Origin of the sequence: Pseudomonas sp. S3E17, from assembly GCF_024168685.1 — a bacterium.
Taxonomy (GTDB): Bacteria; Pseudomonadota; Gammaproteobacteria; order Pseudomonadales; family Pseudomonadaceae; genus Aquipseudomonas; species Aquipseudomonas marginalis.
This window is the reverse complement of the sequence record NZ_JALJWE010000001.1, coordinates 3,122,892-3,144,868: the sequence shown is the minus strand read 5'-3', so window position 1 is coordinate 3,144,868 and position 21,977 is coordinate 3,122,892. Positions and strand designations below refer to the sequence as shown.

The following is a 21,977-nucleotide window of genomic DNA, read 5'->3' as shown; positions in this document are numbered from 1 at the left end:
GCTGGTATGTTTCACACAAAAATAAAATACCCGTGAAATCGAGTGCTGCGTCATGACCAATCTGTTGCTTTACCAACGTATCGCCCAGCAACTGGCTGAGGACATCCGTCGCGGTGTCTATCAACCTGGCGAGCGCGTGCCCTCGGTGCGCAAGATGAGCTCCCAGCTCAATGTCAGCCACGCCACGGTATTGCAGGCCTACGCCAACCTGGAAGACCAGGGGTTGATCCGGGCACGGCCGCAGTCCGGTTACTACGTGCACCAGACGCCGGCGCTCACCGCTCCGACGCCGGACATCGCGCGGGTCGAGCGCCCGGGGTTGGTCACCCGCAGCAGCATTATCCAGCAGGTATTGGGCGAGTCGCGCCGCGAAGGTGTATTTCCCCTGGGCGCCGCCGTGCCGAGCGTCGACTATCTGCCGGTACGGGCGCTGCACCAGCAATTGGCCAAGGTCACGCGTTTCCAGAGCCCACGCGCCTTCAGCTACATGTTCAGCCCCGGTTTCGAGCCGCTGCGCCGCCAGGTGGCGATTCGCATGCGTGACGCCGGCGTGGTGGTGGACCCCTCCGAAGTGGTGATCACCCACGGCTGTGTTGACGCCTTGCAGATGTCCCTGCGGGTGCTGACACGCCCCGGCGACTTGATCGCGGCTGAATCGCCCACCTATTATGGCTTGCTGCAACTGGCCGACCTGTTGGGCCTAAAAGTCATCGAGATCCCCAGCGACCCGTCTACCGGCATGAGCCTGGAAGCCCTGCAACTGGCAGCCAACCAATGGTCGATCAAGGCCCTGGTGTTGACCACGCGCCTGAGCAACCCCTTGGGCGGCACCATGCCCGAGGAACGGCAGAAACAGTTGCTGCGCCTGGCCTCGGATTTCGATATCCAGATTGTCGAAGACGATATCTACGGCGAACTGATGTTCGAACTCGGCCGCACCAAGGCCCTCAAGGCCTACGACCGCCTGGACCGGGTCATCTATTGCTCTAGTTTCTCCAAGACCTTGTCGCCGGGCGTGCGCATCGGCTGGATGATCGCCGGCAAGTACCAGCAGGAAATCCAGCGTCTGCAAATGTTCAGCACCCACTCGGCCTGCAGCGTCACCCAGATGGGCGTGGCCGCGTACCTGGAGAACGGCGGCTACGACCGGCACCTGCGTTACATCCGCCAGGAATACCGCAAGAATCTCAGCGCCTTCCAACTGGCGGTGCAGCAGTATTTCCCGGAAGGCACCCAGATGACCCGTCCGACGGGCGGTTTTATCTTGTGGGTCAGTTTGCCAGGGCGGGTCAATACCCAGGAACTGCACGTGCGCGCCCTGCAACAGGGCATCAGCATTGCGCCGGGGTTGATCTTCAGCAATACCGAGCAGTTCAACCACTGTATTCGTCTGAACTGCGGCACACCGTGGAACCGCGAGGCAGAGCGAGCGCTGATGACCTTGGGGATGCTGGCCAGCCAGTTATGCCAGGAAACCGCAGCCGGCTTTTGAGGCGTTGAAAAGGGACAACGCCGATAGCTGGATGATCACCGTGCTTGTCATGCCGCGCACAACAAGCGAGCATATGGCCCTCTGCCGTTAATGCTGTAGGCAATATGACTTCAATTGTTCGCGCTGCTTTGGTGATTGGCCTGTTAAGCCTGTGTAACGTCGGCACAGCGCTGGCGGCGGCACCCGTGGCTGAAAACAAGCCCGCTGCCAACACCCGGCAGGATGCCCCGGTAAAAAAACCTTCCTCCGCCAAGCAAGCCCCCGTCACGAAGAAGCCAAACGCCACGGCGAAAAAGCGTGCGTCAACGGCGAAAAAATCCAAGTCAGCCCAGGAAGTGGCACAGACCAAACTGCCACCGGCACAGTTGGATTTGTCCCTGCCTTCGGACATGGTCAGGCACCTGCAGCCCCTGGGTACCGTGCCCAAGCCCAAGAGCGTTCCGTTGTTGCCGCCGATGTTCGGTGAAAAACCCACCGACAACAGTGCGTTCCAGATCAACGGCCGTTTGCTCAGCAATGAGATGAAGCTGCAATTGCGCAACGAAGAGCGCCGTGAAGTGGAAGGTGCCGCGTTGGAATTCGAGTTCAAGCAGTAAACTTTTTCCTAAGAAGTGACGCAGGCCATCGACCATCTGTCGCAGACTGGTCGGTCACTTTTGTTTTGTGCGAAAAACCCCTGTTAGACCATTTTAAAACGGCTGTTTAAGGGCGTACCCTAGCCCGGCCGTCCCTATTGAGTCGTCGAGGACCTGCTGGTCATGAATTGCCGTGAAGGCTGTGGCGCCTGCTGCATCGCTCCCTCCATCAGTTCACCGTTACCCGGGATGCCCAATGGCAAACCGGCGGGCGAACGCTGCCTGCACCTGTCGGTCGAACAGCTGTGCCAACTGTTCGGCCGACCGGAGCGCCCGGCCGTGTGCAGTGATTTCAAGGCGGATATCGAGGTCTGCGGCACCGACCAGGCCGATGCGATTCGGTTGATCGGCTGGTGGGAGCAGATGACGGCGGCTTGATGGGCTTTACTATCGGAACTTCAACAATAAGGAATACAACAATGGGTTCGCTGAAACGAATGGCTGTGCTGTGCGGTTTTACCCTGGTATTTGCTGCCACTGCCCAGGCTGAGGATTGGCAGGTTGCCAAGGATGAAGACGGTATCAAGGTGTCCCTGATCGAAGTCGCTGGCTCCAAATACAAGGCCTATCGCGGTGTTACCGTGATCAAGGCGCCTGTCGCCAGGATCCAGGCCCTGCAGGAAGATGTGGCCGGCGCCTGCTCGTGGATTCATGAATGCAAATCCCAGAAGCTGGTGGACAAGAAAGGCGATGAGGCCTGGACCTACACCCAGTTCAAGGCGCCGTTCCCGGTGACCGATCGTGATTCGTACATCCATGTCACCACCACCAAGGACGCCGACGGCAGCGTAACCCGCAAGCTGCAGGGCGTGCCGACCTACAAGCCCGAAGAAAAAGGCTACGTGCGTGTCGCTCAGGTCGAGGGCTTCTGGAAACTGGTCCCTAAAGGCGCCAATGAGACGGAAGTCACCTACCAGGTACACACCGAGCCAGGCGGCAGCGTACCGTCGTGGCTGGCCAACAAGTTCGTGGTGGACGCGCCGTTCAACACCTTGAAAGCCCTGAAGGAACACGCTGAAAAATAACTGCGCTTGATCCGGTGCCTCCTGAGGTGAGTGGAACGTTTGCCGAGCCCTCAAGGTCCAGATAGATGTAAGCCCACACATGGGTTTTATCGAGGAGGCACCGATGCAAAAGTGGCAGATTACCTTCGTTGATGATCACGGCGTACAGTCCGTGGAGCAGTTCACCTGCGAGCACAAGCCCAGCCTCGAAGATGCGGCACACATGATTCGCAACAAGCTGGTGCCCGTGGCCGCCGAACTGGACCTCAACGACCTTGAGGGCCGCAAGCCCGAGCCAACGGTCAAGATCCTCAAAGACCAGAACAGTATTCAGATCCTCGACATCTCTCCCGCCGCCTGAACATTCCCTGTATGCCATTCAAGCACCTCTGGTGGAGGTGATAGCTTCGCGCTACTCTGCAAGTGAGATCAGCGAATGAATCGCTAAGGTCTGGTCTTGTCAGCTACATGCTTGTTTTCCTGCGGTGCTGTACCTGCCGTAGTACCCGCGCCAGTAGGGCGCGGGCTTTGGGAAGCACGGAAAGTCTATCCATCGGTTTGAGGAGGACGTTTCATGAGCACAGCCTATCAAGAAGACATCAGCACCAACGTTCTGCGCCGCATGAAAGAAGGCGGCTTCGACTTTTCACGGTTCCACCCCATTGAGTTCTACGCCATTTTCCCGGATGAGGAACGGGCGCGCAGGGCCGCGGGTGAATTTCGTGGTGAGTCCCTGAATGCCCAGGTCAGTGCGCGCGACGATGGCGCCTGGTACTTGGAACTGAGCAAGATCATGTTTGCAACCTACGATGGCATAGGAGACTTCGAGCAAGACTTTGAAGCGGTGGTCGAGCCGCTGGGCGGAATCATTGAAGGTTGGGGCGTCAAGCAGGAGGTGCGTGGGTTACCCATGTAGCGCCATTGTATGAGCAGCACAGCGTATCGGCTGGCCTTAGGGTCGGCCGATTTTGTTTGCGGTATATGAAGGTTTGTGGAACTTGCGCCGCTCTTTCTTGCACAAAAAAAAGCCACCCGTAGAAAAGGGTGGCTGAAAGGGAAGACCGAAGGAGCCGGTCGGTACACGAGTGATCACGGTACCGATTACGCAATGGTTAAAGCTGTAGGACATGTCCTGCTCAGCGGATGGGGGCGATTATCCGCACGCTTCGACGGGCAGTGAAATCAACTCTGACTATGCTGTTGATAGCCAAAGGCTGCATTGCCATGAAGCGTGCAGCAGGGCAGCGGGCATTCTGCGCACCAGGACGGTGCGATCGGTTCTTTGCTTATATTTAACCCACTGATTTTTAAGTGTTTATGCCGCTGGCACGGGCCTTGCGATGGTTCTTGCGTCCGGGTGACAAGGAGTACGGCATGATCCGCACTTATTACGACGAAATGTACGATGGGGCAGGGCAGGTTCGCCCTCACTACCGCGAGTTCGCCCGCTGGTTGGCCGACACCCCCGCTGAACTGCTGGCCCAGCGCCGGCGCGAAGCCGACTTGCTGTTTCACCGTGCCGGGATCACCTTCACGCTTTACGGCGACGAGCAGGGCACCGAGCGCCTGATTCCGTTCGACACCATCCCCCGCAGCATTCCCGCCAGCGAATGGCGGATGGTCGAGCGTGGCTGCATCCAGCGGGTCAAGGCGCTGAACATGTTTCTCGCCGACCTCTATCATGAACAACGCATCATCAAGGCCGGGATCATTCCCGCCGAACAGGTACTGGCCAACGAGCAATACCAGTTGGCGATGCAGGGGTTGAACCTGCACCGCGACCTGTATTCCCACATCTCCGGAGTCGACCTCGTACGCGATGGCGACGGCACCTACTACGTGCTGGAAGACAACCTGCGTACGCCCAGCGGCGTGAGCTACATGCTCGAAGACCGCAAGATGATGATGCGCCTGTTCCCCGAGCTGTTCGCGGCCCAGCGCATCGCGCCGATCGATCATTATCCCAACCTGCTGCTCGATACCCTGAAAAGCGCCAGCCCCCTGGATAATCCCAGCGTCGTGGTACTGACCCCGGGACGCTTCAACAGCGCGTTTTTCGAGCATGCATTTTTAGCCCGGGAAATGGGGGTGGAGTTGGTGGAAGGCGCGGACCTGTTCGTGCGCGATGACCGTGTGTTCATGCGCACCACCGACGGCCCCAAAGCCGTAGACGTGATCTACCGTCGCCTCGACGACGCATTCCTCGACCCACTGGCCTTCAACCCCGACTCCATGCTCGGCGTGCCCGGCCTGCTGGCGGCCTATCGCTCGGGCAATGTGGTGCTGGCCAATGCCATCGGCACCGGGGTGGCGGATGACAAGTCGGTGTACCCCTTTGTCACCGAGATGATCCGATTTTACCTGGACGAGGAACCGATCCTGCAGAACGTTCCCACATTCCAGTGCCGTAAGCCCGACGAGTTGTCCCACGTGCTGGCCAACCTGCCAGACCTGGTGGTGAAGGAAACCCAGGGCTCCGGCGGCTACGGCATGCTGGTGGGCCCAGCGTCCACGGCGGCGGAAATCGAAGCCTTCCGCGCGCGTATCAAGGCCAAGCCCCACGCCTATATCGCGCAGCCAACCCTGTGCTTGTCCACCTGCCCGACCTTTGTCGAAAACGGCATTGCACCGCGCCATATCGACCTGCGCCCCTTCGTGTTATCCGGCAAGGAAACCCGTGTGGTGCCCGGCGGTTTGACCCGTGTCGCGCTGCGTGAAGGGTCGCTGGTGGTCAATTCGTCCCAGGGCGGCGGCACCAAAGACACCTGGGTGGTCGAGGACTGATGCCATGTTGAGTAGAACTGCCTCGGATTTGTACTGGATGTCGCGCTACCTGGAACGCGCGGAAAACCTCGCGCGCATGCTCGATGTCAGTTATTCGCTGTCGCTGATGCCACAGGATGGGCGCGGTGATGGCCTGCATGAACTGGCCATGCCGTTGTTGATCACCGGCACGCTGGATGATTACCGCGAGCGCCACGGCGAATTGCACGCCGAACGCCTGCTGCATTTCTTCGCACTGGATGCGGCCAACCCGGCCAGCATCTACAGTTGTCTCGGTGCCGCGCGGGCCAGCGCCCATGCTGTGCGTGGGCGAATTACTGCCGACATGTGGGAAAACATCAACGCAACCTGGCTGGAGATTCGCGAAATCTCACAGCAGGGCCTCAGCCGCTACGGCATGAGCCGGTTCTGCGAGTGGGTCAAGGAGCGTTCCCATCTGTTCCGGGGGGCGACCTACGGCACCATCATGCGCAATGACGCCTTCCGTTTTATTCGGCTGGGTACGTTTATCGAGCGCGCCGACAACACCCTGCGCCTGCTGGATGCGCGCTATGAAATGGCCGGTGACCAGGCCGAAGCGGTCACCGATGGCACTGCCCACGCCTACTATCAATGGAGTGCCTTGCTGCGCGCGTTATCGTCGTTCGAGGCCTACACCGAGATCTACCGCGACGCCCCAGGTGCCCGGCAAGTCGCGGAGCTGTTGCTGTTGCGCGCCGATGTACCGCGCTCCCTGCGGGCCTGCAGCGAAGAGATCGACCAGATCCTCGCCAGCCTGCCCGGCATCAATGGCCGTCCGGCCCAGCGCCTGGCGGCCGAGATGGACGCGCGCCTGCGGTTTACCGCGATCGATGAAATCCTCGAGGAAGGCCTGCATGCCTGGCTGACCGACTTTATCCCCTTGGTCCGCCAGTTGGGCGACGCCATCTACAGTTCCTACCTGGAGGCCGCATGAGACTCTCCATCAGCCACGAAACCACCTACCACTACGAAGACCAGGTACGCGCCAGCATCCAATACCTGCGCCTCACGCCCCACGACAGCGAGCGCCAGCATGTGCTCAGTTGGCAACTGGACCTGCCTCGCCCGGTGCGCGCGCAGATCGACCCGTTCGGCAACATCCTGCACGTGCTGACCCTGGACGAACCCCACGACGCCATCATCATTGGCGCCCGTGGCCAGGTGGATATCGATGAGCTGCGTGAGGCTGAACACGAGAGCCAGTCAGCCTTTCCGTTCCTGCGCTGCACCCGCCTGACCGAGCCCGACGAAGCCCTGCGCGCCTTCGTGCAACAGCATTGCCACCAGCGTCGTGATCGCACGGCCCTGATCGACCTGATGCACGCCCTCAACCAGTCGATGGTCTACACGCCCGGCGCCACCGAAGTCGACACCTGCGCCGCCCAGGCCTTCGCAGGGCGGGCGGGGGTGTGCCAGGACCATACCCATGCGTTCCTGGCCTGCGCGCGCAGCCTGGGCATTCCTGCGCGGTATGTGTCGGGGTATTTGTACACGGAAGACAGTACTCACCTGGCCAGCCACGCCTGGGCAGAAGCCTGGCTGGATGACGCCTGGTACAGCTTTGACGTGACCAACCAACTGGCCCGGCCGGAGCGGCATTTGAAACTGGCCGTGGGCCTGGACTACCTCGACGCTTGCCCGGTGCGCGGCATGCGCCGTGGCGGTGGGCATGAGCAGATGCATGCCAAGGTGTTCGTGGCGCCGACGCCGGTGGTCCTGGTCCAGCAGCAATAACCCGCTCGCCACCGAGATCAGGCTGGGTTCAGGGGTGTTGCTTACGCCCCGCCATATGCTTCAAGTACCCCACCAGCAATTCCAGCTCGCTGTCAGGCAACACGCTGGCGGCGAACGCTGGCATCTTCGCCTGCGGCCAGTGCCTCAGGCTCTGCGGGTCGCGGATATAGCGCTTGAGGAAGTCGCCGCTGAAATATTCCGTAGGGTTGTAGGGAACATTCAGGTCCGGCCCCACCTGTGCATCGCCGGCGCCATTGAGGCGGTGACAGGCCAGGCAGTTCTTTTGGAATAGCGCAAAGCCCTGGTTGACCGGATCATCCGCCGCCAACCTCGGGTCGGGCAACAGCGCCGGAAAACGTTCGGCCACCGTCTTCAACTGCTTGATCGCGGAGATCTGGAACGGCCACTGCTCCGGGCTGATATGCCCGGCCTGCGGATCGGTCCACACCAGGTAGAACGGCCCGGCACTCGGCTTGCCGTCTGCCAACGGGGGCCATGGGTGGTCCGGGTCTTCCACGGCCAGCCAGGCGCGGGCGCCGTTTTTTTGCAGCAACGGTGCCGCCGCCAGTTCGGCGGCGAAGCCATCCAGGGCAACGGCTTGCAGATGATTATCGGGCTGTAGGCCCGGCAGGAGCACTGCCAGCGGTACTGCGCGATAGGTCATGTTGCGCTTGTAGGAAACGTCATCGACGACCTGCACTGTCTGCGCATCCGGATGCTTGAGCAGGTCGGCGGTCTGCCAGGTCTTGCGGCTGTGATCCAACTCGACGGTCAATTGCGCCGCCGAAGCGGGCAGGGCGAGCAACAAGGCAAGGAATGCGAAGAACGGTTTCAAGACGGCGGCCCCGTGTTAAGTGGCGATAGGGCCCACGATAGCGGAAAAATGCAGGTAAAAAGGCAGCCCCTGCAACAGGATCGCTATGCACGAAGTCCCGGCAGGTGCTGCCAAAAGCGGTAATCCTGAGGTACAGAACAGGCTCAAGAAGAGGTCACCCAATGACCTTGGTCAAGTTGGGCAAGATCAGAATCAATGTGGTGGCGAACAGAATAAGTCCCGCCTGACGTACTTTCGAATGTTTGAACATGGCTGACTGCCTTTTGTTGTTATTCCTGAGCGTCAAATGCGTGCCGTTGAATATGAGTATCGCAATGTGACGTGTCGCTTTTCTTACAGCTGCTCCAGCAAAACCCGGCAGCAACTTCTTACTGATTGAACCTTAGAGCCCTCGTTCTGCGCGGCTTAGACCCATTTCATATCACCTGATCAGCATTTCAGCTTAAAAAGGCATGAGGCATAACGCCATCTTGGCGCCAATGCCTTGGCTAGACAGCTAAAACGATTAATCCAGCAATTACCTTAGGTGCCTACCGTTCGTCCGAGCGTGGCGGTCAAAAGCAATGAGCGCATCCGTCATTGAAACCGTGTCAATCGGGCCTAAGGTAAGGGCATTACTGCGCAATGGTTCGAGGACGTCATGACCCAAGCTTTGATCTTTGATGCGATACGCACCCCCCGCGGCAAAGGCAAGGCCGACGGTGCCCTGCACAGCATCAAGCCGGTAAACCTGGTGGCCGGCCTGCTCACCGCGCTGGGGCAACGCAACGACCTCGACACCCAGCAGGTGGATGACATCGTGCTCGGCTGCGTTACCCCGGTGGGCGACCAGGGCGCCGACATCGCCAAGACCGCCGCCCTGGTGGCGGACTGGGCCGTCAGCGTCGCCGGTGTACAGATCAACCGCTTCTGCGCCTCGGGCCTGGAGGCGGTTAACCTCGGCGCGATGAAAGTGCGTTCCGGCTTTGAGGACCTGGTGGTGGTCGGCGGCGTGGAGTCCATGTCCCGCGTGCCCATGGGCAGCGATGGCGGGGCCTGGGTGCTCGACCCGCAGACCAACATGCACAGCCACTTCACGCCCCAGGGTATCGGCGCCGATCTGATCGCCACCCTGGAAGGTTTCACCCGCGAGGATGTCGATACCTTTGCCCTACAGTCCCAGCAGAAAGCCGCCAGGGCGCGTGCAGACGGTTCCTTCAACAAGTCGTTGATCGCGGTGCAGGACCAGAACGGCATCGTGCTGCTGGACCATGATGAATTCATTCGCGCCGATTCCACCCTCGAAGGCCTCGGCAAACTCAAGCCCAGCTTCGAAATGATGGGGCAGATGGGCTTCGACGCCACCGCGTTGCGGGTCTACAGCCATGTGGAACGCATCCACCACGTCCACACACCAGGCAACAGCTCCGGCATTGTCGACGGCGCCGCATTGATGTTGATCGGCTCCGAAGCGAAGGGCCGCGAGCTGGGCCTGCAACCGCGGGCGCGCATCGTCGCCACGGCCGTCACTAGCACCGACCCGACCATCATGCTCACAGGCCCGGCGCCGGCCACCCGTAAAGCGCTGGCCAAGGCCGGTTTGCGCGTAGAAGACATCGACCTGTTCGAGGTCAACGAAGCCTTTGCCTCGGTGGTGCTCAAGTTCATCAAGGACATGGGCATCGACGCCGAACGCGTCAACGTCAACGGCGGCTCCATCGCCATGGGCCACCCGTTGGGCGCCACGGGTTGCGCGATCCTCGGCACCCTGCTCGACGAACTGGAGGTGCGCCAGCAGCGCTACGGCCTGGCCACCCTGTGTGTCGGCGGCGGCATGGGCATCGCCACCATTATCGAACGCCTCTGAGCCCAAGGAATTTGTCATGACCGCTGCCATTCGTTACGAAAAAGGCCAGGACCAGATCGTGGTGCTGACCCTCGACATGCCCGGCCAGAGCGCCAACACCATGAACGCCGCGTACCGTGAGGCGATGGCGGCCACCGTCGCACGCCTGCAAGCGGAAAAGGACGACATTGCCGGCGTGGTTATCACCTCGGCGAAGAAGACCTTTTTCGCCGGCGGCGACCTCAATGAACTGATCAAGGTCGACAAGGCCCAGGCCAAGGATTTCTACGCCAGCGTCCTGGTGTTGAAGGCGCAACTGCGCAGCCTGGAAACCCTCGGCAGGCCGGTGGTGGCCGCGATCAATGGCGCAGCCCTCGGCGGCGGTTGGGAGATCTGCCTGGCGTGTCACTACCGCGTCGTGCTGGATGACAAGTCGGTGCAACTCGGTTTGCCGGAGGTCACCCTTGGCCTGCTGCCAGGCGGCGGTGGTGTGGTGAGGATGGTGCGCATGCTGGGCTTGGAAAAGGCCTTGCCGTATTTGCTCGAAGGCAAAAAAGTCCGGCCCCGGCAAGCGCTGCAAGCCGGGTGGGTGGATGAGCTGGCGGCGGATCGCACGGAGCTGCTGGCCAAATCCCGCGCATGGATTCTCGCCAATCCGCAGGCCAGTCAGCCGTGGGACAACAAGGCCTATCAGATTCCCGGTGGTACGCCGTCTCACCCGAAAGTGGCGCAAATGCTCGCCATCGCACCGTCGATTTTGCGCAGCAAAACCAATGGCTGCTTCCCGGCCCCGGAGAAAATCCTCTGCGCCGCCGTGGAGGGCGCGCAGGTGGATTTCGACACCGCGCACGTGATTGAAACCCGCTACTTCACCGAATTGGTCACCGGGCAGGTGGCGAAAAACATGATTGGCACCTTCTGGTTCCAGCTCAATGAAATCAACGCCGGTAGCTCGCGGCCTCAGGGCTTTGCGCCTTACGTGACGCGTAAGGTCGGAGTGCTCGGCGCCGGGATGATGGGCGCGGGCATCGCCTATGTCAGCGCCTGTGCGGGCATCGAAGTCGTGCTCAAGGACATCAACCTGGCAGCCGCCGAGAAGGGCAAGGCACATTCGGCGGCGCTGTTGGACAAGAAGGTCAGCCGTGGGCAATTGACCGCCGAGCAGCGCGAAACCACCCTAGCGCGGATTCATCCTACGGCTTCGGATGCTGATCTGGCTGGCTGTGACCTGATCATCGAGGCCGTGTTCGAAGACCGTGAACTCAAGGCCAAGGTTTCGGCTGCCGCCCACCGTGTTGTCGGCGATGACGCGGTGATCGCCTCCAACACGTCCACCTTGCCCATCAGCGGCCTGGCCACGGCGGTGCCGGATCAAGGCAAGTTCATCGGCCTGCATTTCTTCAGCCCGGTGGACAAGATGCCCCTGGTGGAAATTATCAAGGGCGCCCGCACTTCGGACGAAACCCTGGCCCGAGGTTTCGATTTCGTCCTGCAAATCAAGAAAACTCCGATCGTGGTCAACGACAGCCGTGGGTTCTTCACCTCGCGGGTGTTCGGCACCTTCACCAATGAAGGCATCGCCATGTTGGGCGAAGGCGTGGCTGCGCCGATGATCGAGACCGAGGCGCGCAAGGCGGGTATGCCGGTGGGGCCGTTGGCGGTGTCCGACGAAGTGTCCCTCAGCCTGATGAGCCATATCCGCCAGCAGGCTGCCAAGGATCTGCAGGCGGAAGGTATAACAGTGCCGAGCCATCCGGCGACGGTGGTGATTGATCTGTTGGTGAACGAGTACAAACGCGCGGGCAAGGCGGCGGGGGGAGGTTTCTACGAGTACCCGGCGGGCGGGCAGAAGCATTTGTGGCCTGAATTGAAAGCGCGCTTTGAGCGAGCCGACCAGCAGATTTCAGCGCAGGATGTGCGCGACCGTTTGCTGTTCATCCAGGCCATCGAAACCGTACGCTGCGTGGAGGAGGGCGTGTTGATGTCCACCGCGGACGCCAACGTGGGGTCGATCTTCGGGATTGGTTTTGCCGCCTGGAGTGGTGGCGCGTTGCAGTTTATCAACCAGTACGGCCTCAACGACTTCATCGCCCGCGCCCGCTACCTGGCCGAACAGTATGGGGAGCGGTTCTCGCCGCCGGCGTTGTTGCTCGACAAAGCGGCGCAGAACACGACCTTCTGACGGTTTTGGGCATGTACAGGGCTTGCCTTGTCAGGGTATTTCAAGGCAGGCTCTGGGGTGTGCATTATTCCCATCACCGTGTCAGGTATTTTTTATGTCGCTACGCGTCTGTATCCTGGAAACCGATATCCTGCGTCCAGGCTTGATCGATCAATACCAAGGCTACGGGCAGATGTTCAAGCGCCTGTTCTCCAAGCAGCCGATTGCCGCCGAATTCGTTGTGTACAACGTGGTGCAGGGCGAATACCCGTCGGACGACGAAGTGTTCGACGCCTACCTGGTGACCGGCAGCAAGGCCGATTCCTTCGGCACCGACCCCTGGATCCAGACCCTCAAGACCTACCTGCTCGAACGCTATGAGCGCGGCGATAAGTTGCTGGGCATCTGCTTCGGCCATCAATTGCTCGCGCTGCTGCTGGGCGGCAAGGCCGAGCGCGCGGGGCAGGGCTGGGGCATGGGCATTCACGATTACAAACTGGATACCCAGGCGCCGTGGATGAGCCCTGAAGTGCCAGAGCTGACGCTATTGATCAGCCACCAGGACCAGGTCACCACCTTGCCGGACAATGCCACGGTCATCGCCTCCAGCGAGTTTTGCCCGTTCGCCGCCTATCACATCGGCGACCAGGTGCTGTGCTTCCAGGGGCATCCGGAATTTATCCATGACTATTCCCGCGAGTTGCTGGAGATTCTTCAGACAACCCTGGGTGAAAAAGTCTACACAAACGGCGTGGCCAGCCTGGCGCGCGACCACCACGGCGTCACCGTGGCGGAATGGATGATGCGTTTCGTGGCGCACAAGCCTGAAGCCCGGGTTTAAAGCCAGCCCGAGCGTTTGAAACTGGCCCACAAGCCGGTGCAACCGAACGCAATAAACCCGAGCACCGCAAAATAGCCGTAGTGCCATTGCAGCTCGGGCATGTTCTGGAAGTTCATCCCATAAATCCCCGCCACCGCGGTGGGGAACGCCAGGATCGCCGCCCACGCGGCAAACTTGCGCTGCACCACGCTCTGGCGCGAGGCCTCAAGCAATACACCGATCTCGATGGTCTGGCTGGCGATATCGCGCAGGGTGGTGAGGTCTTCCATCTGCCGCGTCACGTGGATCTGCACGTCACGGAAATACGGGCGCATGTTCTTGTCGATAAACGGGAAGCTCAGCTTCTGCAGCTCCTGGCTGATCTCCACCATCGGCGCCACATAGCGCTTGAGTCGCAGCACGTCGCGGCGCAGGCCATGGATCTTCTGGATATCGCGCTCGCTCAGCGAGCTGCACAGCACGTTGTGCTCCAGTTCATCGATCTCGGCGTGGATCGCCTCGCTGACCGGCTGGTAGTTCTCGGTGACAAAATCCAGCAGGGCATAGAGTACGAAATCTTCCCCATGCTCCAGCAATAACGGCCGTGCCTCACAGCGTTGCCGGACAAAGCCGTAGGACGCCGAATGGCCGTTGCGCGCAGTGATGATGTAGCCGTTGCCGGCGAAGATATGGGTCTCGATAAACTCCAGCTTGCCGTTCTCGCGTACCGGTGAATAGGTGACGATAAACAGTGCGTCGCCGAAGGTTTCCAGCTTGGGGCGGCTGTGTTTTTCCAGGGCATCTTCGATGGCCAGTTCATGCAGGTTGAACTGGCGTTGCAGGTTGGCCAGCTCCTGGGCGTTGGGCTCTTCCAGGCCGATCCACACAAAGTGCCCGGGTTTGGCGGCCCAGGCCGCGCCTTCGTCGAGGGTGATATCCGTGACTTTCTTTCCGGCGCTGTACACGGCGGCCGCAACAACTCTACCCATGGTGCTGATCACTTCTTATTAGGAGGACAGGTGTTGGGCAGCTTAGCTTGAATGGCGTTCCATTGTTCCTGTTGCAGGCACGTGCTTTTTGTGGCGAGCACGCCTGCTTGCGTTGTCGAGCAAGGCCCCCGAAACAAGGTGTTCAGGCAGATTGCACTTCGCGATCCATCGCTGCAATGCACTCATCCATCTGCGCCTGACAGGTCTGCATCAACCGCGGGATGTCATCCGAAGTCAGGCCCACAGTCGGAATCGGCGGCAACGAACGTATGAGCACATCACCGCTGTTCCAGCGATTGAGCTTCATATGGGTGACGTAATTGCTGACACACACCGGCACGATGGGCACGCCAGCGGCGATGGCCATATGAAACGCGCCTTTCTTGAACGGCAACAGGCCTTTGCCCAGGTTGCGCGTGCCTTCCGGAAACACCCAGATCGACGTGTCCTGATGCTGCAACGTATGAGTGGTGGTGAGCATCGCGCGACGTGCCTTGTGCGCATTGCCGCGGTCGATCAGCACATTGCCCGCCAGCCAGAACAACTGGCCGAACAGCGGTACCCATTTCAGGCTTTTTTTGGCGATACACACAGTGCGATGGGGCACCACGGTGCCCAGCACAAACAGGTCATAGTTGGACTGGTGATTGGCGATGATCACGCACGTACCAGGCTTGTTGCGCAGGGAGTCGACATCGGTCTTCACCCTCAGCCGCAGGATCCACATGGCCGGCAGCGCATAGAGGCGCGCGCACAAGCGACTGTTGTCCGGGTTGAATGGCCGGCAGGCCCCGAGCAGTACGCCCAGTACACCGGCCACCATAAAGTGCAGGCCCATCAATAACATGCGTAACAGAAAAAGCATCGACACGGCCCATCGGGATAAAAGGTGGCGCAGTGTACGGATGTGCACTGAATTCGGCAATTACCCGTAAAGAGGTAGGAGATAGGCGATGTTTAAGCACATGTTTCAACATGTGCCGATATAGGCAGGCTAGAGCGGCTAAAGATGTTTCGGATTCATTTGTACGAAAAAGCCCGACGCAAGGTCGGGCTTCGATGTTTCGGTTGTAGGTATTAACTCAGGATATGGCCCTGATCCTGGATGATTGCCTCATCCAACGCCTCCAGCAGCGCCTTACGCACTTTCAGCTTGGTGTGCTTATGGGCATTCATATTCAGCTTCTTCAACTGACGTGCCGCTTCCAGCGCCGCCGCCTGCAGCTCTTCAGGTGCCACCACCTTGTCGAGGAAGCCGGCCTGCAACGCGCCTTGCGGGTCAAACATCTCGGCATTGATCACCGACCGATGAAACGCCGACTTACGCAGACGGTCCCGCGCCAACTCGATACCGGCGTGGTGCATGGTCATGCCGATCGCCACCTCATTCAGGCCAATACTGAACGGGCCTTCCACCCCAATCCGATAATCTGCCGACAACAACAGGAAAGCCCCCTTTGCCACCGCATGCCCAGGGCACGCCACAATCACCGGAAACGGGTGGGACAACAGGCGACGCGCCAACGTCGAACCCGACGTCACCAGGCCGATGGCTTCTTTAGGGCCGGCCGTCATCACCTTCAAATCATAACCACCCGACAGAATCCCCGGCGTGCCGGTGATCACCACCACCGCCCGATCTTTCTCGGCCTGGTCCAGCGCTGTATTGAACGCACTGACCACATCCGGAGAAATGGCATTCACCTTGCCGTTGCTCAGGGTCAGGGTCGCGATACCGTCTTCGAGGTGGTAAGCAATCAACTCACTCATGACGCGGTTCCTTGTAGGATTTGTTATAGAGAGGCTGTTTATAAAGGCGCATGCGCAGACGTTACCCACCACGCCCGCCCCGGTAAAGCGCCGTGACTGACTACCCAGTCAGACTTTCCCCGCAGGGAGAGCACTGGAAGGCCTGGGGCAGGGCGCAACACCGACCCCAGACACAGGCCGCCCATGCCCAAGAATGGCAGAATCACCACCCCTTGCCGGGCGCATCCCGGCATAGCCGTCTAACCGCATGAAAATTCTGAAAAAAACCTTTGCCATCAGAAAGGCTTTCGACTACATTAGCGCGCCTCGACAGACTGAACTGGTTTGACGAGATACGGTGAAGTGTCCGAGTGGCTTAAGGAGCACGCCTGGAAAGTGTGTATACAAGAAATTGTATCGAGAGTTCGAATCTCTCCTTCACCGCCAAATTCGATGTAAACAAAACCCCTGGTTTCTAAAGAAACCAGGGGTTTTGTGATTTCTGGGGTTTGAAACACTAACCTAATTCAAATCATTCGCTTGGTGTATCCATCCTTCGCCCTATGACGTCCAGCAAGTCACACCCATCGCGTAACGGGATTGAGCACAGTAAGGCAAAATCGCTGAGTACGACCGCATCGCTATTTATTTCACCGCGCAGCGCAAGGTTCTCTAGGACCTGTGTCACGGCACGCAGTCGATAGGTCGCGGCGTCGAGGAGGATTTCCAGTGGTGCGGTTGTATCGACAAAAAGCGCAGGTGTGGCACTGTCATTGCTGGTTAGGGCCATGTATTGGTTCATATGTGGAGCTCCGGTTGTCGAAGGGTAGCAACCACACATTTGTCGCCAAACAAAAGGGTGGCAGCTGTACGCAGGTTGGCGAACCGGGACAATCGGAAAAACCGGCAGACCCGAAGGTCTCCCACGCACAGCTACCATCGAGCAGCTTATTGCGCGCAGAAGCATCCCGCAAATCGCCGGGAGGCATCTGTCGATTTATCCTCGAGTCGCCAAACCCGATCGCCATGTCAGCGACCGAGGGACTATAGGCTGGGCGGTTTTGAAGTGGGAGAGTGGCGCTTCTGAGAGCTTTGTAGGGAGTTGCTCAAATCTATTGCTGCTGCGCAATACATCTCCCTTCAATGCCTATGCCGATGATGCACATCCGGAAAATGCGCATGGCTGTGCCTCAGCGGACTGTGCACATGCACATGGCTATGGGGTTCCGCCGGATCCCACTCAAACCCGTGCTCATGCTGATGGTGTTCATCATGCACATGCCGATGCCCGTGTTCCGTCGCGTCATGCTGATGTTCATGGGCATGCCGCTCCGTCAGGTGCAGCCAAACCCCCACGGCCATCAACGCCGATGCAATCCAGAACGCCAGCGTCACTGACTCACCCAACAACAGCACCGCGATCGCGGCCCCCAGGAACGGCGCAGTCGAAAAATACGCCCCCGTGCGTGCACTGCCCAGTCCGCGCAACGCCAGTACGAACATCACCAGGCTGATGCCATAGCCCAGAAAGCCAACCAGCAAGATAGGCGCCAGCTGCGCCATGCCCGGAATCTGCGCCCCGAGATAAAGCGCCAACCCGCCATTCACCAGCCCCGCAATCAATCCCTTGGCCCCGGCGATAAACAGCGCGTCCGACGCAGACACCTTGCGTGTCAGGTTGTTATCGATCCCCCAGCACAGGCACGCCACGGCCACCGCCAGCGGCCCCGTCCAGTCATGGCTGGTTCCACCGCCGTCGGCCCCCGACAGCACCACGCCGCCCAGCACGATGGCGATCATCCCCAGGACGATGCGACGGTCGGCGTTTTCCCTGAACACGACCCAGGCGATAACGGCGGTCAGCACCGATTCCAGGTTGAGCATCAGGGAGGCGGTGGCGCCGGCGGTGCGGGTCAGGCCGAACATCAACGCGACGGGCCCGAGGATGCCGCCGAATGCGATGGCGCCGAGCAGCCAGGGCCATTCCGAAGGGGTTAGCCCGGAGGGTTTCCAGCCGCGATCACGAATAACGCGCACACCCGCGAGGCCGACGCCACTGCCAAGATAGAGCAGGCCGGCGAGCAGCACGGGCGAGAGGCCCAGGCCGAGGTGCTTGGCGAGCGGGGTGCTGGCGCCGAACAGGGCGGCGGCGGCGAGTGCGTAGAAGATACTGAGGTTCATGGGCCATCCTCGAAAGGTTGGCCCATGATACGTCGCGGGCTCAGGTTAAAGCTTGGGCGATTTGGGCAACGTCATCTTCAGGCTTGCACATACACCCACGCCGTCAGCCCGGACGCCAACGTCACAGCCATGCGCTTGTAGTCCGCCACTTCATACGCATCCGCCGCCGCCAGTTCCTGCTCGGAAATCTGAAACACCATCCCCTCAATACGCGCCCCCGCCTCGGTGGTAGGTTGCACAATCGGGTGATGGGTCTTGCCACTGCTGGCCAGTACCTGCGGGTCGGTGATTTCTACCCAGCTTTGCGCGTAGCCCAGCATTGCATCGTGTCGGCCCGCCAGTTCCCGCCCGAAGTTGGCCAGTTGCACGGTTTTGTCCTGCAATGTGCCGTAGGAAAACAACAGCACAGAGTGTTCAGTGGAGCGTTCCATTTCTGTTCCTTTAACGGTCAGGCGAGTAAGTCTTCATAGAAGGCGCCATAGGGCTTGGTCGGGTGGGCGATCTGGATTTCCAGGATCCACAGCCCTGCATTCGGGTAGTGTTCGAAGTCACCCAGGTCGCCGCCACGGTGGATGGCGTGGGGAAAGTCGCTGACGCGATGGCCCTTGATGTCCAGGTTCAGTTGCCAGCCCATGGCCTGGGCTTGTTCTTCGGCATAGCGGTAAAGCTCCAGGCCGACGACGTGGTCGTTTTTCCAGCGCGCTTGCACGCGGTCGAACAGCGCCTTGGCGGCGTGGGCGCAGGCGATCATGTCCGCGTCGTTGCCGGTGGCGAAGGTCGCGCCGGCATCGCCTTCGTGGCCTTGCCACACGGCGCCCATGTCGATGAAGAAAATGTCGTTGTCGCCCAGCACCGGATCGCCATCGGAGCGCTGCTTGAAGGTCTTGAGGGTGTTGGCGCCGAAGCGCACCAGCAGCGGGTGCCAGATGCGTTGCATGTCGAGCTCGGCAAGCACGTGCTTGCCCAATTCGCGCGCTTCGGATTCCAGCATGCCGGGGCGGATGCGCTGGGCGAGGTGGTCGATGGCTTGCCAGGTCATGGCCTGGGCATAGCGCATGGATTCAATGCTGTAGGCGGCGCCCACGGCTTCTTTGGGTTGTGCGGACACCGGTCTCTCCTTGGGTAGCGTTATGCCATTTACTATATAGCGATGAGTGCAACGCGCCCAAGTAAAATTGCTAGATATGCAGCCAGGCCAGGCTACCTAGCACCACCGCCACACCCGCCGCCGCATAGGACATGCGCTTCAACCATTCCCTTCTCGTCAACAACGTAATCGCCGCCAGCGAAATTGCGATCTGAATCGCGGTCATCGCCTGGGCCCAGCGATGATGCTGGTGCAGGGCCTGCTCGGATTTTTCATCCCATTCCTTTGAGGTCGCTTCCAGTTTTTCCGCTTGCTTGCGTACCTCTTCCTTCTGGCTTTTGTAGCGCTCGATCTCATCCTTGTAATGGGCGGCATCCACGCCGGGAATATGGGTCGCGAGTTCCGCCAGGTTCTGTCGGCTGGACTTGGCCTGGTAGTAGTTCCATTGGTTGGCGGCGTCGGTCTTGATGATGGCCGCGTTGTTCTTGTCCATCGCCGCCTCACTCTCGGTGGAGCCGGCCTGGTAGCTGAGCATGGCGCCGAGGGTGGCCATCAGCGCGGTCATGACGGCGATGCGGCTGGCGAAACTGTCACCACGGGCGTGGGCATGTTCTGTGGTGTGTTCGAGGTGTTTTTCGTGGGGGCTGGGGACTTCGAAGGCTTCGGACATGGGGGCGCGCCGGTGAAGGGACTGAGGGAGTCTGATTCTTCACCAGTGAAGCTGTCTCAAGCCTGTACGTAACGCCGGATCAAGCGCACATACACCGCAATATTGATCGCCAGCACCAACCCGCCCAGGCCCAGCTGGATCTGTGGCGTCAGTCCGGCCGGGTAGATCAGTGTGAGGATGTAATGCTCGATAAACCCACCGCCATAACCGTCCTGCCCGGCGAGGTGGCGGAACAGGTTTTCCCAGCGGGTCAGCGGGCAGGGCAGGTGGAACACTTCGACCGCCACGCCCCACGCAGCGGCGGGCAGGTGCAGCCAGATAACCGGGTGCCATTTCAGGGCCAGCAGCCCACCAAACAGTACGAACAGGATGAAACACAGGTGGAACAGCACGAGGCTGTCTGCGGCTAGACGATAGAGCATTGGGTTTCGCTTTTAAGTGGCTGGAAGGCGCGGACTGTCCCGGTTGACCTTATAGCTCGAGCTGAGCGGCGTTAATGCCAAATGCCTTGGCAATCTTTTCCCGCGTCGTCCGGCGAGGTTTGTTCACCGCCTCTTGCTGGGCAAATGCGGATTGGGAAATGCCCAGGCGTTGGGCGACTTCTTCCTGGGTCAGGTTCAGATGTTCGCGCCAGGCTCGGATCGGAGTGGCTCCATCTACCAGGCGGCTGACGACCGCGTGGGGGATGAGGTTTGGATCGTTCTGCCGGGCCAGATAGTGTTCATAAGGGATCACCACGAACGCTGGCTTGCCCTCCGTATTGTGGATGATCTGTATGGCAGTAGGTTCGCTCGTCACGTTTCTTGACCTCTTGAATGCTGACTACCTGGATATTGCCGTCCCAGTCGAAAAGGACTCGGTAATGACCCACCCTTAATCGGTAACCGTGGGGGTGGTTGACCAACGCCTTGACATTGACTGCCTCGGGCATGCGTTCAAGCGCGAAGACGGCATCGCGTACTTGTTGCTGATGATACGAATGCAATCGAAGCAATTGCTTGACGGCTTTTCGGGTCCAGTGGATTGAGTTCATCAGAGGTTAATAAGTCTTTTATAAGGTTTGCAAGGGGTATTTTTCAAAGACGAGCCTTCGGCCAAACGCTCTGTTCCTACAAAACCTAGACGGTCGCATGGCATGCGAGCGAGTAAAACTGTTGCGCGCTATGAATCACTGATCGCACACAGATTGCAGGCTTGTGCCGACTCAATACCTGGCCGCGAAGGTTGCTTGCAGGCAACCCAGGCCGTTATTGTGCTGAATCCATTTAGTCCTTCCTCCAGGGTTTGTAGTGATGAATGCACCGCGTACCGCAGTCGGTCCGATCAAGGCCGTGATTTTCGATATGGACGGGTTATTGCTGGATACGGAAGGCATCTACACCGAAGTCACGCAGATCATCGCTGAACGCTACGGCCGAACCTACGACTGGGGCATCAAGCAGCACATCATCGGGCGCGGCGCCCAGGATTTGGCCGACTATGTGGTCAAGGCGCTGGACCTGCCGATTACCCCGGCTGAATTCCTCGAGATTCGCGAGCCGTTGATGAGCGAGCGCTTTCCCAAGGCCTTGGGCATGCCTGGCGCGGAGGCGCTGGTGCGGCACTTGAAGGCGCACAACATACCGATTGCCGTGGGCACCAGTTCGTCGCGCAATTCGTTTGGCCACAAGACCACCCTGCACCGCGAGTGGTTTGGTTTGTTCGACACCATCGTCACCGCTGACGACCCGGAAGTCGGCGCCGCCAAGCCTGCGCCGGACATCTTCCTTACCGCCGCGCGCCGCCTGGGCGTTGCGCCCGAGGATTGCCTGGTGTTCGAAGACTCGCCGTTTGGTGTGACGGCGGCGAAGGCCGCCCATATGACTGCCATCGCCGTGCCCGATGAGGCCATGGCCGACAGCAAGTACCAGCATGCCGACCAGATCATCCGCAAGCTTGCGGATTTCGACCTGGCGGCCTATGGCCTGCCGCCCATCTCCTGAACCAACAA

24 protein-coding genes, 1 tRNA gene and 1 pseudogene are annotated in these 21,977 nt (G+C 59.9%); 14 read left to right on the top strand and 12 right to left on the bottom strand.

Features of this window, described 5'->3' with window-relative positions; translation table 11 throughout:
* Positions 1-52 precede the first annotated feature (52 nt).
* The 9 genes from J3D60_RS13890 (at position 53) to J3D60_RS13850 (ending at position 7,670) form a co-directional block, all read left to right on the top strand.
* Positions 53-1,492, top strand: coding sequence for a PLP-dependent aminotransferase family protein (locus J3D60_RS13890; RefSeq protein WP_017527404.1), 1,440 nt, complete (start codon positions 53-55; stop codon positions 1,490-1,492).
* A gap of 104 nt (positions 1,493-1,596) precedes the next feature.
* Positions 1,597-2,088: a translation initiation factor 2 gene (locus J3D60_RS13885; RefSeq protein ID WP_065940714.1), complete on the top strand. Its 492-nt coding sequence runs from the start codon at positions 1,597-1,599 to the stop codon at positions 2,086-2,088.
* A 162-nt stretch (positions 2,089-2,250) separates the two neighbouring features.
* Entirely contained in the window at positions 2,251-2,505 is a 255-nt protein-coding gene (locus J3D60_RS13880; RefSeq protein WP_253491762.1) for a YkgJ family cysteine cluster protein, read from the top strand.
* A 41-nt stretch (positions 2,506-2,546) separates the two neighbouring features.
* Positions 2,547-3,152, top strand: coding sequence for an START domain-containing protein (locus J3D60_RS13875; RefSeq protein WP_065940712.1), 606 nt, complete (start codon positions 2,547-2,549; stop codon positions 3,150-3,152).
* Between the two features lie 103 nt (positions 3,153-3,255).
* A complete protein-coding gene (locus J3D60_RS13870; protein ID WP_027603638.1) occupies positions 3,256-3,492 on the top strand; it encodes a hypothetical protein in 237 nt (78 codons plus the stop codon).
* A 213-nt stretch (positions 3,493-3,705) separates the two neighbouring features.
* Positions 3,706-4,047, top strand: a complete 342-nt coding sequence (locus J3D60_RS13865) for a ribonuclease E inhibitor RraB (protein ID WP_015885395.1) — start codon at positions 3,706-3,708, stop codon at positions 4,045-4,047.
* 458 nt (positions 4,048-4,505) lie between these two features.
* Complete coding sequence (locus tag J3D60_RS13860; RefSeq protein ID WP_027603639.1) at positions 4,506-5,915, top strand: circularly permuted type 2 ATP-grasp protein; 1,410 nt, start codon at positions 4,506-4,508, stop codon at positions 5,913-5,915.
* 4 nt (positions 5,916-5,919) lie between these two features.
* Complete coding sequence (locus J3D60_RS13855) at positions 5,920-6,870, top strand: alpha-E domain-containing protein (RefSeq protein WP_027603640.1); 951 nt, start codon at positions 5,920-5,922, stop codon at positions 6,868-6,870.
* Positions 6,867-7,670: a transglutaminase family protein gene (locus J3D60_RS13850; RefSeq protein WP_253491761.1), complete on the top strand. Its 804-nt coding sequence runs from the start codon at positions 6,867-6,869 to the stop codon at positions 7,668-7,670. Before J3D60_RS13855 ends, J3D60_RS13850 begins: the two co-directional genes overlap by 4 nt.
* 28 nt (positions 7,671-7,698) lie before the next feature.
* Here J3D60_RS13850 and J3D60_RS13845 read toward each other — a convergent pair whose 3' ends face one another.
* Positions 7,699-8,505, bottom strand: a complete 807-nt coding sequence (locus J3D60_RS13845; protein WP_253491760.1) for a cytochrome c — start codon at positions 8,503-8,505, stop codon at positions 7,699-7,701.
* Between the two features lie 640 nt (positions 8,506-9,145).
* On the opposite strand from J3D60_RS13845, the gene J3D60_RS13840 reads away from it, so the two are divergent.
* From J3D60_RS13840 to J3D60_RS13830, 3 genes are all read left to right on the top strand, one after another.
* A complete protein-coding gene (locus J3D60_RS13840) occupies positions 9,146-10,351 on the top strand; it encodes an acetyl-CoA C-acetyltransferase (protein WP_065940709.1) in 1,206 nt (401 codons plus the stop codon).
* A 16-nt stretch (positions 10,352-10,367) separates the two neighbouring features.
* A complete protein-coding gene (locus tag J3D60_RS13835; RefSeq protein WP_253491759.1) occupies positions 10,368-12,512 on the top strand; it encodes a 3-hydroxyacyl-CoA dehydrogenase NAD-binding domain-containing protein in 2,145 nt (714 codons plus the stop codon).
* A 94-nt stretch (positions 12,513-12,606) separates the two neighbouring features.
* Positions 12,607-13,332: an amidotransferase gene (locus J3D60_RS13830; protein ID WP_065940707.1), complete on the top strand. Its 726-nt coding sequence runs from the start codon at positions 12,607-12,609 to the stop codon at positions 13,330-13,332.
* Here J3D60_RS13830 and J3D60_RS13825 read toward each other — a convergent pair.
* The 3 genes from J3D60_RS13825 to J3D60_RS13815 all read right to left on the bottom strand — a co-directional run bounded on the left by J3D60_RS13825 (position 13,329) and on the right by J3D60_RS13815 (position 16,070).
* Complete coding sequence (locus J3D60_RS13825) at positions 13,329-14,300, bottom strand: magnesium and cobalt transport protein CorA (RefSeq protein ID WP_027603646.1); 972 nt, start codon at positions 14,298-14,300, stop codon at positions 13,329-13,331. The two genes, J3D60_RS13830 and J3D60_RS13825, sit on opposite strands and share 4 nt — an antisense overlap.
* 142 nt (positions 14,301-14,442) lie before the next feature.
* Positions 14,443-15,165 (bottom strand): 1-acyl-sn-glycerol-3-phosphate acyltransferase, encoded by a 723-nt coding sequence (locus J3D60_RS13820; protein WP_253491757.1) that lies wholly within the window; start codon positions 15,163-15,165, stop codon positions 14,443-14,445.
* 212 nt (positions 15,166-15,377) lie between these two features.
* The gene (locus J3D60_RS13815; RefSeq protein ID WP_065940705.1) at positions 15,378-16,070 is read right to left on the bottom strand and encodes a crotonase/enoyl-CoA hydratase family protein; all 693 of its coding nucleotides are present in this window, start codon (positions 16,068-16,070) and stop codon (positions 15,378-15,380) included.
* Positions 16,071-16,406: 336 nt separating this feature from the next.
* Between J3D60_RS13815 and J3D60_RS13810 the strand changes: the two genes are divergently transcribed.
* Positions 16,407-16,496, top strand: a tRNA-Ser gene (locus J3D60_RS13810).
* A gap of 85 nt (positions 16,497-16,581) precedes the next feature.
* Here the strand turns inward: J3D60_RS13810 and J3D60_RS13805 are convergent.
* The 8 genes and pseudogenes from J3D60_RS13805 to J3D60_RS13770 form a co-directional block, all read right to left on the bottom strand.
* Positions 16,582-16,851: a short-chain dehydrogenase gene (locus J3D60_RS13805; protein ID WP_065924801.1), complete on the bottom strand. Its 270-nt coding sequence runs from the start codon at positions 16,849-16,851 to the stop codon at positions 16,582-16,584.
* A 338-nt stretch (positions 16,852-17,189) separates the two neighbouring features.
* The gene (locus J3D60_RS13800) at positions 17,190-18,230 is read right to left on the bottom strand and encodes a DMT family transporter (RefSeq protein ID WP_253491755.1); all 1,041 of its coding nucleotides are present in this window, start codon (positions 18,228-18,230) and stop codon (positions 17,190-17,192) included.
* Between the two features lie 77 nt (positions 18,231-18,307).
* Positions 18,308-18,661 (bottom strand): gamma-glutamylcyclotransferase family protein, encoded by a 354-nt coding sequence (locus tag J3D60_RS13795; RefSeq protein ID WP_027603651.1) that lies wholly within the window; start codon positions 18,659-18,661, stop codon positions 18,308-18,310.
* Between the two features lie 17 nt (positions 18,662-18,678).
* A complete protein-coding gene (locus tag J3D60_RS13790; protein WP_253491754.1) occupies positions 18,679-19,338 on the bottom strand; it encodes a M24 family metallopeptidase in 660 nt (219 codons plus the stop codon).
* Between the two features lie 70 nt (positions 19,339-19,408).
* Positions 19,409-19,987: a DUF4337 domain-containing protein gene (locus tag J3D60_RS13785; protein WP_027603653.1), complete on the bottom strand. Its 579-nt coding sequence runs from the start codon at positions 19,985-19,987 to the stop codon at positions 19,409-19,411.
* A 56-nt stretch (positions 19,988-20,043) separates the two neighbouring features.
* Positions 20,044-20,409: a DUF2784 domain-containing protein gene (locus tag J3D60_RS13780; RefSeq protein ID WP_253491752.1), complete on the bottom strand. Its 366-nt coding sequence runs from the start codon at positions 20,407-20,409 to the stop codon at positions 20,044-20,046.
* A gap of 49 nt (positions 20,410-20,458) precedes the next feature.
* Positions 20,459-20,785, bottom strand: a complete 327-nt coding sequence (locus J3D60_RS13775; RefSeq protein ID WP_065940700.1) for a helix-turn-helix domain-containing protein — start codon at positions 20,783-20,785, stop codon at positions 20,459-20,461.
* Positions 20,769-21,020 (bottom strand): annotated as a pseudogene (locus tag J3D60_RS13770) (type II toxin-antitoxin system RelE/ParE family toxin); the annotation flags it as partial. The pseudogene J3D60_RS13770 and the gene J3D60_RS13775, both read right to left, overlap by 17 nt.
* A 259-nt stretch (positions 21,021-21,279) precedes the next feature.
* On the opposite strand from J3D60_RS13770, the gene J3D60_RS13765 reads away from it, so the two are divergent.
* Positions 21,280-21,969, top strand: coding sequence for an HAD-IA family hydrolase (locus J3D60_RS13765; protein WP_053132697.1), 690 nt, complete (start codon positions 21,280-21,282; stop codon positions 21,967-21,969).
* Positions 21,970-21,977: the final 8 nt, after the last annotated feature.

Excerpts from the sequence above, each read along its gene's own strand:
- J3D60_RS13890 (WP_017527404.1), top strand. The coding sequence starts at position 53 with ATGACCAATCTGTTGCTTTACCAACGTATCGCCCAGCAACTGGCTGAG.
- J3D60_RS13885 (WP_065940714.1), top strand. The coding sequence starts at position 1,597 with ATGACTTCAATTGTTCGCGCTGCTTTGGTGATTGGCCTGTTAAGCCTG.
- J3D60_RS13880 (WP_253491762.1), top strand. The coding sequence starts at position 2,251 with ATGAATTGCCGTGAAGGCTGTGGCGCCTGCTGCATCGCTCCCTCCATC.
- J3D60_RS13875 (WP_065940712.1), top strand. The coding sequence starts at position 2,547 with ATGGGTTCGCTGAAACGAATGGCTGTGCTGTGCGGTTTTACCCTGGTA.
- J3D60_RS13870 (WP_027603638.1), top strand. The coding sequence starts at position 3,256 with ATGCAAAAGTGGCAGATTACCTTCGTTGATGATCACGGCGTACAGTCC.
- J3D60_RS13865 (WP_015885395.1), top strand. The coding sequence starts at position 3,706 with ATGAGCACAGCCTATCAAGAAGACATCAGCACCAACGTTCTGCGCCGC.
- J3D60_RS13860 (WP_027603639.1), top strand. The coding sequence starts at position 4,506 with ATGATCCGCACTTATTACGACGAAATGTACGATGGGGCAGGGCAGGTT.
- J3D60_RS13855 (WP_027603640.1), top strand. The coding sequence starts at position 5,920 with ATGTTGAGTAGAACTGCCTCGGATTTGTACTGGATGTCGCGCTACCTG.
- J3D60_RS13850 (WP_253491761.1), top strand. The coding sequence starts at position 6,867 with ATGAGACTCTCCATCAGCCACGAAACCACCTACCACTACGAAGACCAG.
- J3D60_RS13840 (WP_065940709.1), top strand. The coding sequence starts at position 9,146 with ATGACCCAAGCTTTGATCTTTGATGCGATACGCACCCCCCGCGGCAAA.
- J3D60_RS13835 (WP_253491759.1), top strand. The coding sequence starts at position 10,368 with ATGACCGCTGCCATTCGTTACGAAAAAGGCCAGGACCAGATCGTGGTG.
- J3D60_RS13830 (WP_065940707.1), top strand. The coding sequence starts at position 12,607 with ATGTCGCTACGCGTCTGTATCCTGGAAACCGATATCCTGCGTCCAGGC.
- J3D60_RS13825 (WP_027603646.1), bottom strand. The coding sequence starts at position 14,300 with ATGGGTAGAGTTGTTGCGGCCGCCGTGTACAGCGCCGGAAAGAAAGTC.
- J3D60_RS13820 (WP_253491757.1), bottom strand. The coding sequence starts at position 15,165 with ATGCTTTTTCTGTTACGCATGTTATTGATGGGCCTGCACTTTATGGTG.
- J3D60_RS13815 (WP_065940705.1), bottom strand. The coding sequence starts at position 16,070 with ATGAGTGAGTTGATTGCTTACCACCTCGAAGACGGTATCGCGACCCTG.
- J3D60_RS13805 (WP_065924801.1), bottom strand. The coding sequence starts at position 16,851 with ATGAACCAATACATGGCCCTAACCAGCAATGACAGTGCCACACCTGCG.
- J3D60_RS13800 (WP_253491755.1), bottom strand. The coding sequence starts at position 18,230 with ATGAACCTCAGTATCTTCTACGCACTCGCCGCCGCCGCCCTGTTCGGC.
- J3D60_RS13795 (WP_027603651.1), bottom strand. The coding sequence starts at position 18,661 with ATGGAACGCTCCACTGAACACTCTGTGCTGTTGTTTTCCTACGGCACA.
- J3D60_RS13785 (WP_027603653.1), bottom strand. The coding sequence starts at position 19,987 with ATGTCCGAAGCCTTCGAAGTCCCCAGCCCCCACGAAAAACACCTCGAA.
- J3D60_RS13780 (WP_253491752.1), bottom strand. The coding sequence starts at position 20,409 with ATGCTCTATCGTCTAGCCGCAGACAGCCTCGTGCTGTTCCACCTGTGT.
- J3D60_RS13765 (WP_053132697.1), top strand. The coding sequence starts at position 21,280 with ATGAATGCACCGCGTACCGCAGTCGGTCCGATCAAGGCCGTGATTTTC.